The 10,781-nt window shown below is 69.6% G+C and carries 14 protein-coding genes; 13 read left to right on the forward strand and 1 reads right to left on the reverse strand.

What is annotated here, in order from left to right; translation table 11 throughout:
• Both VIR15_RS05485 and VIR15_RS05490 read left to right on the forward strand, forming a co-directional pair.
• A partial coding sequence (locus VIR15_RS05485; RefSeq protein ID WP_331926467.1) for a hemerythrin domain-containing protein occupies nucleotides 1-764 on the forward strand: 764 nt, incomplete at its 5' end.
• A 104-nt stretch (nucleotides 765-868) separates the two neighbouring features.
• Nucleotides 869-2,236 (forward strand): dihydrolipoyl dehydrogenase family protein, encoded by a 1,368-nt coding sequence (locus tag VIR15_RS05490; protein ID WP_331926468.1) that lies wholly within the window; start codon nucleotides 869-871, stop codon nucleotides 2,234-2,236.
• Here the strand turns inward: VIR15_RS05490 and VIR15_RS05495 are convergent.
• Nucleotides 2,176-2,694, reverse strand: a complete 519-nt coding sequence (locus VIR15_RS05495; RefSeq protein ID WP_331926469.1) for a hypothetical protein — start codon at nucleotides 2,692-2,694, stop codon at nucleotides 2,176-2,178. The genes VIR15_RS05490 and VIR15_RS05495 overlap by 61 nt on opposite strands.
• A gap of 214 nt (nucleotides 2,695-2,908) precedes the next feature.
• On the opposite strand from VIR15_RS05495, the gene VIR15_RS05500 reads away from it, so the two are divergent.
• The 11 genes from VIR15_RS05500 to VIR15_RS05550 form a co-directional block, all read left to right on the forward strand.
• Nucleotides 2,909-3,115 (forward strand): (2Fe-2S)-binding protein, encoded by a 207-nt coding sequence (locus tag VIR15_RS05500; RefSeq protein WP_331926470.1) that lies wholly within the window; start codon nucleotides 2,909-2,911, stop codon nucleotides 3,113-3,115.
• Nucleotides 3,116-3,125: 10 nt separating this feature from the next.
• Nucleotides 3,126-3,584, forward strand: coding sequence for a bacterioferritin (gene bfr, locus VIR15_RS05505; RefSeq protein WP_331926471.1), 459 nt, complete (start codon nucleotides 3,126-3,128; stop codon nucleotides 3,582-3,584).
• 73 nt (nucleotides 3,585-3,657) lie between these two features.
• The gene (locus VIR15_RS05510; protein ID WP_331926472.1) at nucleotides 3,658-3,897 is read left to right on the forward strand and encodes a hypothetical protein; all 240 of its coding nucleotides are present in this window, start codon (nucleotides 3,658-3,660) and stop codon (nucleotides 3,895-3,897) included.
• Between the two features lie 6 nt (nucleotides 3,898-3,903).
• Nucleotides 3,904-4,572 (forward strand): hypothetical protein, encoded by a 669-nt coding sequence (locus VIR15_RS05515; protein WP_331926473.1) that lies wholly within the window; start codon nucleotides 3,904-3,906, stop codon nucleotides 4,570-4,572.
• A gap of 138 nt (nucleotides 4,573-4,710) precedes the next feature.
• On the forward strand, nucleotides 4,711-4,953 hold the full coding sequence (locus VIR15_RS05520; RefSeq protein WP_331926474.1) for a hypothetical protein: 243 nt from the start codon (nucleotides 4,711-4,713) through the stop codon (nucleotides 4,951-4,953).
• A gap of 52 nt (nucleotides 4,954-5,005) precedes the next feature.
• Nucleotides 5,006-5,863 (forward strand): HAD family hydrolase, encoded by an 858-nt coding sequence (locus tag VIR15_RS05525; RefSeq protein ID WP_331926475.1) that lies wholly within the window; start codon nucleotides 5,006-5,008, stop codon nucleotides 5,861-5,863.
• A gap of 45 nt (nucleotides 5,864-5,908) precedes the next feature.
• On the forward strand, nucleotides 5,909-6,823 hold the full coding sequence (locus tag VIR15_RS05530) for a hypothetical protein (RefSeq protein WP_331926476.1): 915 nt from the start codon (nucleotides 5,909-5,911) through the stop codon (nucleotides 6,821-6,823).
• A 43-nt stretch (nucleotides 6,824-6,866) separates the two neighbouring features.
• Nucleotides 6,867-7,307 carry a YciI family protein gene (locus VIR15_RS05535; protein ID WP_331926477.1) on the forward strand — a complete coding sequence of 147 codons (441 nt, stop codon included), beginning with the start codon at nucleotides 6,867-6,869 and terminating at the stop codon, nucleotides 7,305-7,307.
• A gap of 29 nt (nucleotides 7,308-7,336) precedes the next feature.
• Nucleotides 7,337-8,611 carry an RNA polymerase sigma factor gene (locus tag VIR15_RS05540; protein ID WP_331926478.1) on the forward strand — a complete coding sequence of 425 codons (1,275 nt, stop codon included), beginning with the start codon at nucleotides 7,337-7,339 and terminating at the stop codon, nucleotides 8,609-8,611.
• A 76-nt stretch (nucleotides 8,612-8,687) separates the two neighbouring features.
• Nucleotides 8,688-9,530, forward strand: coding sequence for a uracil-DNA glycosylase family protein (locus tag VIR15_RS05545; RefSeq protein ID WP_331926479.1), 843 nt, complete (start codon nucleotides 8,688-8,690; stop codon nucleotides 9,528-9,530).
• On the forward strand, nucleotides 9,515-10,781 hold a 1,267-nt coding region (locus tag VIR15_RS05550; RefSeq protein ID WP_331926480.1), incomplete at its 3' end, for an amidohydrolase family protein. The genes VIR15_RS05545 and VIR15_RS05550, both read left to right, overlap by 16 nt.

Genomic DNA, 10,781 nt, shown 5'->3' on the forward strand with positions numbered 1-10,781 from the left:
CCGCACGCCGTCCCGTGACGAACCAGAGAACCAGGAACACCCACGTGAACGCTGCCATCCTCCACGCATGGTCCTCCCAGGTCCGCCTCCCCGGGCAGGCCGTCGCCCCTCCTGGCCCGGTGGACCTGACCCGGACCTATCTCATGCACCACGCGTTCCGCCGCGACCTCGCCGACTTCACCGCGGCCGTGTCCGCGACGCCGCTGAACGAGCCCGTCACCTGGCTCAGCCTGTCCGGTCGCTGGCAGTTCTTCGTCAGCTCGATCCTGCGCCACCAGGCCGCGGAGGACGACGGACTCCGGCCGGTCCTGCGACCGCTCACCGACACTGCGGGGCGGGCCGCCCTCGACGAGCTCGAGGACGAGCACCGCGCCATCGAGCAGATGCTCGCGGCGTGCACGCGCGGGTTCGACCGTCTCGCGCCTCCCCCGGACGTCGACGCCCACGCCGAGCTCATGGCGGCCCTGAGGCGCGCCAGTGAACTGATCGGCTCCCATCTCGACCGTGAGGAGCAGGAGACGATGCGGATCCTCCAGGAGGTGCTGACGCCGCAGGCCTGGGCCCGCATCGAGGAGATCCACTACACGTCCCCGCTGCCGCCGGCCGATGTCGTCACCCTCGTTCCGTGGCTGCTGCATCGGGTCCCGGGTCCGATCCGCCGCGACCACCTCACGCGCGCCGGCCGCGCCCAGCACCTCCTGTGGCTCGCGACCCGGACCGGCTTCACGCGCCGCGAGCGGCTCGCCTTCGCCCACGCCGGCTGAGGATCGCGCAGCCCCCGGCCCGCGTTCCCGACTACGCCGGGCTGTGGTGCCTGGCGTCTCTCGGGTAGGACTTCCTGTGACGGAGCGACCGAAAGGACCCGACCATGGACACCTTCGACATCATCGTCATCGGGATGGGCCCTGGGGGTGAACACGTGGCAGGGACGCTCGCAGAGCGCGGCCTGCGCGTCCTCGGCGTCGACCACGGTCTCGTCGGCGGCGAGTGCCCCTACTGGGGCTGCATCCCCTCGAAGATGATGGTCCGCGCGGGCGAGGTGCTCGCCGAGGCTCAACGCGTCGACGGGCTGGCCGGCGCCGTCGGTGGCGTGCGGCCGGACTGGACGGTCCCCGCGCGCCGGATCAGGGACGAGGCAACGGACGACTGGGACGATCGAGCCGCCGTGGAGCGCTTCACGAAGAAGGGCGGGACGTTCGTCCGTGGCACCGGGCGCATTGTCGGTGCGGGACGCGTGGACGTCGACGGGAAGCCGTATGCCGCTGAGCTGGGGATCGTCGTCAACGCGGGCTCGCGCGCGGCGATCCCCCCGATCGAGGGTCTCGACGTGGTGCCCTACTGGACGAACCGTGGGCTCATCGAGGCAAAGGAGCTGCCGTCGTCGCTCGTGGTGCTCGGCGGAGGGACGATCGGCTGTGAGCTCGGCCAGTCGGTGGCGCGGTTCGGCGTGGACGTGACGATCGTCGAGTCCGGGCCCCGTCTGTTGGCCGCTGGGGAACCGGAAGCGTCGGAAAGGCTGGCCATGGTGTTCGAGCGAGAGGGGATCGCAGTCCACGCCGGAGTGGCCGCATCAGGCGTGTCCGGTGACGACGACGGCGTGGACGTGACGTTGGAAGACGGCACCACCCTCAGCGCCGAGCGAATCCTCGTCGCGACGGGGCGGGACACCGACCCGGGTGCGGTCGGGCTCGGCTCGGTCGGCGTTCCCGAGGATGCCAGGGTCGCTCCGATCGACGACCGCTGCCGCGTCGCCTCGAAGGTGTGGGCCATCGGTGACCTCACCGGGAAGGGGGCCTACACCCATGTGTCGATGTACCAGGCCGGAATCGTCATTCGCGACGTGCTCGGTGAGGACGGCCCCGTCGCGGACTATGCGGCCGTGCCGCGTGTGACGTTCACGGATCCTGAGATCGGCGCCGTGGGCCTGACCGAGGCGCAGGCGCGCGAGGCGGGGCTCGATGTCACGGTCGGCGTGACGCCGCTCGGCGAGACCACGCGGGGCTGGATCCATGGCGACGGCGCCGACGGCTTCTTCAAGCTCGTGGCCGACCCCGCACGCGGCCTCCTCGTCGGCGCGACTGTCATGGGCCCGTACGCAGGAGAGGTCCTCGGCGCCCTCGCGGTGGCCGTGCACGCACAGGTCCCGCTCGAGACGCTGCGCTCGATGATCTACGCCTATCCGACCTTCCATCGCGGCATCGAGACAGCTCTCGCCGAGCTGGAACGCGACGCCTGAGCCTCGGCTCGCTGCTCGGCCCGCAGGAGCAGGTACATCGGGACGAGGATGACGAGTACGAAGACCGTCTCGATCGGGCCGAAGAGCCAGAGCAGCAGGTAGAACGCGATGATGCTGAGGTAGCCGAACTGCGTCCGACGCCCGCCGCTGATGGCGAGCAGTCCGACGGTGGCCTCGAACACGATGAGCAGACCGATGAAGAACAGCTGGTTCGGCGCAACGACGGCCCGCCACGAATCGGTCACCCACTGGAAGTGGGCGGGGTCGGCGAACCCGGCGTAGTCCCCTCCCGTCGCGAGAGTGATGACGTGCATCAGCGCGCCGCCGATGAGGAAGAGGACGCCAGTTACGACCCGCCCGACCTGCCGCCACCGGGCGCTCCGGCCGGCCAGCAGGGCAGCGACGATCGTCACGACGCCGCAGGCCGTCCACAGTACGGGCCAGAGGACGTTGTCCATGGCCGCCTCCTTCGTGAGGGATGGTGCCTTCACACCACGTAAACGCGGGCCCATCGCCGAGCACCAGAGGCGAACGTCCCCTCTCCGACACATGGGGTGCGTTCCGCTCCGTGGAAAGCGCATGGCGGCGGCTTGTCGATCGGAGGACCCTGTGGTTAGGTAAGCCGAACCTAACCGCTCAGTTGGTCGGCGCTGTCAGTCCGAGAGGTGCCCAATGATCGTGTGCCAATGCGCCGTCGTGAGCGACCGCGACGTCACCGCGGCCTACGCCGCGGGCGCCCGCACCCTGGCACAGGCCTGCATGTCGACCGGCGCCGGCCGGGATTGCGGCTCCTGTGTGTTCTCCGTCAAGCGGCTGGTGTGCGAGCATGGCGAGACGTTCGCCATGTCTCCCACGGAGGTGGAAGTTGCAGCCAGTTAGCCCCCGCGTCGTGGAGCTGCTCAACGACGCGCTGACCTTCGAGCTCACCGTCACCAACACGTACTTCCTCCACGCTCGCATGCTCGAGAACTGGGGGCTGCCGAAGCTCGGCAAGGTCTTCTACGACCTGTCCATCGACGAGATGAAGGACGCCGACAACCTGATCAACCGCATCCTCATGTTCGACGGCCACCCGAACGTCCAGCGGCTGAACCCGATCCGGAGCGGCGAGGACCCGAGGGAGATGCTCACCCTCGCGCTCGAGAGCGAGCGGGCAGCCGTCGCCCAGTTCAACGCCGGCGCCCAGGAGTGCCACGACCTCGGCGACCATGGCACCGCGGCGGTCTTCGAGGAGATGGTCCGCGACGAGGAGCGGCACGCGGACTGGTTCGAGGGCCAGCTGCAAGCCATGGAGCTGGTCGGAGTGGAGCAGTACCTGAGCCAACAGGTGGACACCTCCGCTCCCTGACGGGCTGCCTTCGTCGCGCGAGGCCGACCCAGCACACTGTCCACTCCTCAACGATCGCCCCGTAACGTGAGCGATGAGGACACGACGCGTACTGGTGACATCCGCGCTCGCCGCTGTGTTCGCAGTGGCTCCGTTGGGATCGGCCACGGCCGAGACCTTCCCGGACATCATTTCCATCCCGACCGGCTCGATGCCCGAGGGCATCGCCACCGGCATCGGCACGTCCATCTATGCCGGTTCACGCGCCGACGGGTCGGTCTGGCGGGGCGACCTGCGCACCGGCCGCGGCGACCTCCTCGTCCAGGGGGCCTAGGGCCGCATGGCCGTCGGCATGAAGGTCCGCAACGGGTTGCTCTTCGTCTCTGGCGGCACCTTCGGCGATGCCTACGTCTACGACGCGACGACAGGCGCGGAGGTCGCGCACCTCGGCCTCACCGACGGCCCGGCCTTCATCAACGACGTCACCGTGACCCGGGACGCCGCCTACTTCACCAACTCCATGGCGGCCGAGCTCTATGCGGTCGAGCTCTCTGCCGGCGTCCCGACCGGGCACGTGCGGACCATCCCGCTCACGGGGGAGTGGCAGCAGGTGGCGGGCTTCAACGCCAACGGGATCGCGGCGACGCCCAACGGCTCGATGCTGCTCGTCATCAACAGCACGACGGGGATCCTCTACAACGTCGACCCCCGGTCCGGCGAGGCCGTTGCCGTCGACACGGGCGGCGCGGACCTCACGCAGGGTGACGGCATCCTGTTGCGCGGCAAGACGCTCTATGTCGTGCGCAACGTGTCCAACGTCGTCGTCGAACTCACCATGTCGCCCGACTACCTGTCGGCCACCGTTGTCGACGAGCTCACCGACCCCGACTTCGATGTACCCACGACCATCGCGGCGCAGGGGTCCCGGCTGTATGTCGTCAACGCACGGTTCACGGCACCTCCTGGTCCGACGACCGAGCACGACATCGTCAAGATCGACGGGGAATAGTCTGCCGAGGGCGAGAGCACCACGGGCGTCAGTACCGTGGTGCTCGACACCCTGAGTCGTGCGCGCGCACACTGGTTCACAGGTGGGTATGGGTTGGTTGGACGTGTCTGGCGCCCAGACCCCGAGAGGAGTGCAGTCATGGGAGCAGGAATCACGCTCGCGGTGATCGGTGCGGTCCTCGCCTTCGCCGTGCGGGCCGACCCGGACGGCATCAGCCTGCCGACCGTGGGGGTGATCTTCATGATCGCGGGCGTGGTGCTCATCGTCCTCTCCCGTCGCGACCATCGCCGGAAGGTCATCACCAGCGTGGAGCCGGTGGAGGATCCGCGCAATCCGCCACACGTCTTCACCGAGGGCACGGTCCGCGACATCGACGAATGAGTCGAACCGGTGCGCTGGCCCAGGCGAGGCGCACGCCGGATAGCGTGGGCCCATGGCACAGCGGATGCTCGCCCTTGACCTCGATGGCACGACGCTCAACCACATGGGCGAACTCTCTGATGGGGTGCGCGACGCCATTGCCGCCCTGCCCAACGAGGTCATCGTCGTCGTCGCCACCGGCCGATCCATCATCGCCACGACCCCGATCCTCGCGGCGCTCGGCATCCAGGAGGGGCTCGCTGTCTGCGCGAACGGTGCCGTGACCATCGACCTCAATCCCGCGGCTCCCTCCGGCTATGCCATCGCCGAGACGGTGACCTTCGACCCCCGGCCGGTGCTGGAGCAGTTGCGCGTAGCCCTGCCCACCGCTCGGATCGCCGTCGAGGAGCTCGGCGTCGGCTTCAAGGTGAGCGAGCACTTCCCCGAGGGCGAGCTCATGGGCGAGACGCGCGTCGTCGACTGGGAGGAGCTCGTGGCCAACCCGGTCACCCGTGTGACATTGCGCCAGCCCGAGGCGACGGCAGAGGAGTTCGGGGAGATGGTGGAACGGGCGGGTCTGCACGGCGTGTCCTACGCCGTCGGATGGTCGGCCTGGCTCGACATCAACCCGGAGGGCGTGAGCAAGGCGTCCGCCCTCGAGCTGGTGCGCCGCCGGATCGGCGTCGAGCCCATCCACACGCTGGCGGTCGGCGACCAGCGCAACGACCTCGAGATGCTCCACTGGGCGGCGTGGGGGGTGGCGATGGACAACGCCCCCGACGAGGTCAAGGCCATCGCCGACGAGGTGACCGGCCACGTCGACGAGGACGGACTCGTCCCGATCCTCGAGGCGCTGGGCGAGGCCGCGAGGAATGGGAGACCGTTCCGCGAGGGAGTGCCCTCGAAGGCGACGGCGCGGCTCCGCGTCTAGCCGGCCCAGCGGCATACGGCCTGGCCGCCCACGAGAGGAGGCAGCGTGCCGATCGTCTACATCCACGGCGTCGCTGTCCGGGACGACGATCCCGTCCTGGCCCGGTCCGCCAAACGCTTCCGGGAGGTTCCGTGGCCCACGATCCAGGCGCTCCTCTCGCAACACGTTGCGCCGTCGCTTTCCGACGACCCCGCAGGGGTTCCGGTGATGCGGATCTACTGGGGTGACCTCGGCGCCCAGTTCGCTTGGGGCGGACGGTCACTCGTGTCGCGACCATTCGAGGACGCGCCGGCGGCCTCATCCGACGACATCGCTGAGGGCCTGCGGGCCAAGGGAATCCGGAACATCCAGGCGACGGTGTCCGCACTGCGTCGGCCACTCGAGGACTTCGTGCCTGTCTTCCTGGGCGACGTGCTGACCTATGTGGCTCGACGCGGTACTGCTGATGCGCCCGGTCCGATCCCGCAGCGGGTCCTCGCGGGGCTCGAGACCGCCGCCTTCGCGGCGAGGACGCGGGACGAACCTCTCGTCGTCGTGACCCACAGCATGGGCGGCCAGGTGCTCTACGACGTGCTCACGCACTTCCTGCCACGGATGCCCCAGCACCGGCACATCCGCGTCGACTTCTGGTGCGCGACGGCCTCGCAGGTCGGCTTCTTCGAGGAGCTCGGCCTCTTCCTGGAGAGCAACCCCAACCACAGCGAGGGGACCGGGGTCAGGACGCCACTGCCGCCGTTGGCGCATCTCGGCGGCTGGTGGAACGTCTGGGACCACGCGGACCTGCTCAGCTTTCGGGCCGACGGGATCTTCGACGGCGTCGACGATGCAGCATTCTTCACGGGAGGGACGCTGGCGAGCGAGCACAACCGATATCTCGCGAGCGTCGCGTTCCACCAGATGCTCGCGGCGAAGATCCGTGGCAGCCTCGATGTCGAACGCCGGCTGCCCCGCTCGACGTAGGAGTGAGGCAGGGCAACAGACCCTGCGGGAAGGAGGGCTCCCAATGCGCTTCATGATCATCGTCCCCGGTGGACCCGAGACCGAGAGTGGTACGCCCGGCACGGAGGAGCAGTTCGCCGACATGCAGACCTACCAGGACGAGATGCTCCGCGCCGGCGTCCACGTCGACGGCCAGGGCCTCCATCCGACGTCGAAGGGGGCCCTGGTCAGCTGGGAGAACGACGAATGGGTGGTCACGGACGGCCCCTTCGCCGAGTCGAAGGAGATCATCGCCGGGTTCTCGATCATCGAGGTCTCCTCGCGTGAGGAGGCGATCGAGTGGGTCAAGAGGTGGCCGCGGTCGGCCGCGCCGAACCCTGGCCAGGCTCTGGAGCTGCGGCAGATCTACTCGCCGGAGGACTTCGACGCGATGTTGAGCCCGGAGCTGAGGCGCCGTGAGGAACAGCTCAGGGAGGCGGCGGCCAGGCAGGCGGCGCAGGGCTGACTCCAGACGGGGCGTGACAGGGTGGGGGCATGACCGACCCCACCCAGGTGCAGCGCACGGTCGAGGGCGTCTGGCGCGTCGAGGCCGCGAAGGTCACAGCAGTCGTCGCGCGGCTCGTCGGTGACATCGGCCTCGCCGAGGACCTCGCCCAGGATGCCTTCGTCCAGGCCCTCGAGCAGTGGCCCCGCGACGGACTGCCCAACAATCCGGGCGCCTGGCTCACGTCGACGGCCCGCCGGCGGGCCATCGACCGGATCAGGCGAGACGTGAACCTCAGGGACAAGCTCCAGCAGGTGGGCCACGCGGAGGAGTACCGCGTGGCCGACCTCGCCGAGGCCGACTTCGAGCAGGCGATGGAGGACATCAACGACGACGTCCTGGGGCTCGTCTTCGCCGCATGTCACCCTGTCCTTACCGCGCAGGCCCGAATCTCCTTGACCCTGAGGATGATCGGCGGCCTCACCACGCGGGAGATCGCGCGGGCCTTCCTCACCACGGAGTCAACGATCGGCCAGCGCATCTCGCGCGCCAAGAAGGCGCTCCGCGCCGACGGCGTCACCATCGAGGTCCCCTCCGGTGCCGAGCTCGCGCCACGCCTCGCCTCCGTCCTCGAGGTCATTTACCTCATCTTCAACGAGGGCTACGCCGCGACCTCGGGACGCGACTGGGTGCGTGGCGACCTCATGGAGGAGGCGATCCGGCTCGGCCGGGTCCTCTCCACCCTCGCGCCGCGCGAGCCGGAGGTCCACGGGCTCGTCGCGCTCATGGAGATCCAGGCCTCCCGCACCCGCGCGCGCCTGGCCCCCGACGGCGCCCCGATCCTGCTGCTCGACCAGGACCGAACGACGTGGGACTGGTCGCTCATCCGCCACGCGCTCACCGCGCTGGACCGCGCGACCGAGCTCAGCGGCATACGTGGCCCATATGTCCTTCAAGCGGCGATAGCCGCGTGTCACGCGGGCGCTCGCACTGCCGAGGAGACGGACTGGGCGCGCATCGTCGCGCTCTACGAGCAACTGCGGCAGGTGCGCCCTTCGCCCGTCATCGACCTCAACCTGGCCGTCGCGATGTCGTATGCCGCTGGGCCGGCTCCCGCACTCGCCGTCGTCGACCGGCTGGTGGAGTCAGGGGTGCTCGCGGACTACCACCTCCTGCCGAGTGTGCGAGGAGACCTGCTGCGCAAGCTCGGTCGCGAGGATGAGGCGCGCGAGGAGTTCCAGCGGGCGGCCGCGATGACGGACAACGAAGCGGAGCGACACCTTCTCCTCCGGCGCGCCGCTGAGCAGCGGCCCACCGTTCCATGACGAACTGGCCCGAAGGTGGCGGTATCAGGATTAGGGTCTGAGCACGCTGCAGCACAAGGGGTCAAGGGAGGTCTGCATGGTCGCCGCGCATCGCTCGTGTCCGGGCTACGTCGACGAGCCGTTTGCCTCGCTCGTTGCGCAGTACCCCGGGCCGGAGGCGTATCCCCTCGCCGACTTCAGGGTCGAGTGGGGTCCGATCTTCCATCGCGGGCGACTCGACGGATCGGCGCGAGTGCTCGTCATCGGTCAGGACCCCGCGACGCACGAGGCGATCAGCAGACGGATCCTCGTCGGCGAGGCCGGCCAGCGAGTCCAGGGCCTGCTCGCCCGGCTCGGCATCACCTCGAGCTACGTCATGCTCAACGTCTACCTCTACAGCGTGTTCGGCCAGGCAGCCGGCTACCGCCACGTGAAGGATGAGGGGATCGTCGACTACCGGCACCGATGGATCGACGCGGTCCTGCTCGAGTCCGAGGTGACGGCGGTGATCGCGCTCGGGACGCTCGCGAAGCGGGCCTTCGCGCTCTGGGAGGACAGCTCGCCGGAGCGGGCGTCCCGCGCTGCGGACCTGCACATCGCCGCGGTGCGGCACCCCACCTACGCCGAGGGTTCGGCCATGGCCAGTGGCCAACCACTCGAGGACACGACGGCGGCGCAGCTGGCGGACTGGAGTGCGCAGCTGCCGGCACTCAGTGCAGCCGTCACGCCCGAGGTGACGCCGAACCCGAAGCCCTACGGTGACACCTGGGCCGAGCAGGACCTCGTCGCCATTCCGGAGCAGGACCTGCCGCCCGGCACACCCGAGTGGTGGCGGGCTGTTGACGCATGGGCCGTCCGACAGGGAGCCGACGCCCAGGAGAAGCGCGCGACCATCAAAGTCACCGTCCCGAAGGGAGCACGCGCATGGCCCACACTGTGAAGGCCGCGGCAGGCCGGGAGTCCTTCGACGAGGCGTACAGCCGGGGAATCACTGACGAGCTGCCTCCGCCGCCTCGGCGGGAACGAGCCCTCCCGCCAGCGCCGTTCGCGCTCGGGGGCGCCGTGATCACCCCGGACGGCGCGTGGTCGAACGGCTACATCACGGTGGCGGACGGCCGCATCGATCGGGTCAGCCGGCGGCGCCCCACATCGGTGCCGGTCCACGACACGGAAGGGGTCATCCTCCCCGGTCTGCTCGACCTGCACGGCCATCCGGAGTTCAACGTCTTCGCCGCGTGGGAGCCGCCGAAGCTCTATGCCAATCGGTACGCGTGGCGGCGGTCGACCGCCTACCAGCAGCTCGTGCGCGACCCGCAGAACGCGCTCATGGACGCCGTCCCGCCGCAGACCCAGACGCGCTATGCCGAGGTCCGGGCGCTCGTCGGCGGCGTGACTGGCATCCAGGGGGCGGCGTCGGCCAGCAGCAGCTCGGGGGCCGAGCCGCTCGTGCGCAACCTCGACCGATGGATCTTCGGGGCCCACCGCGCTCGATCACTCGTCGACCTGCCGAGCGGGAACTTCGGCAAGGAGTCGTTCGACCGGATCGTCGCGCACATCGCGGCCGGGACGGTCAACGCCTTCTACCTCCACCTCTCGGAGGGACGGCGCGGCGACGAGGTGAGCACCGAGGAGTTCCAGCGCTTCCTCGACCTCGGCGGCGCGACCCCCGCCACGAACATCATCCACGGCAGTGCGCTGACGGCCGAGCACGTGCACGAGGCGGCCGACGCGGGCTGCCGCCTCGTGTGGTCGCCGCAGTCCAATCTGCGTCTCTACGGCGAGACGACTCTGACGGCCGAGGCCCTGTCCGCCGGCATGCCGGTCGCCCTCGGGGCCGACTGGCTGCCGTCCGGGTCGACGAGCCTGTTGGCGGAGCTGAAGGTGGCGCGGCGTGAGCTCGCCCGGCAGGAGCACCCGATGGCCGCCGCGGATCTCGTCGCCATGGTCACCTCGGTCGCCGCTCGGGTGGCCGGTCTCGACGAGCACCTCGGCTCCATCGCGGTCGGCCGCCCAGCGGATCTGCTCGTCCTCGAGCGCCACCACCGCGACCCCTATGAGAACGTCTGCCTCGCCGACCCGTCGTGGGTGGACCTCGTCTGCATCGGCGGTGACATCACCTACGCACGCGCCGACTGGTTCGACACGCTGTCCGGCGGGGCGAGCGGCGGGACGATCGAGGACCTCGTCGCGT

It is taken from the genome of Intrasporangium sp., from assembly GCF_036566125.1.
GTDB lineage: Bacteria > Actinomycetota > Actinomycetes > Actinomycetales > Dermatophilaceae > Intrasporangium.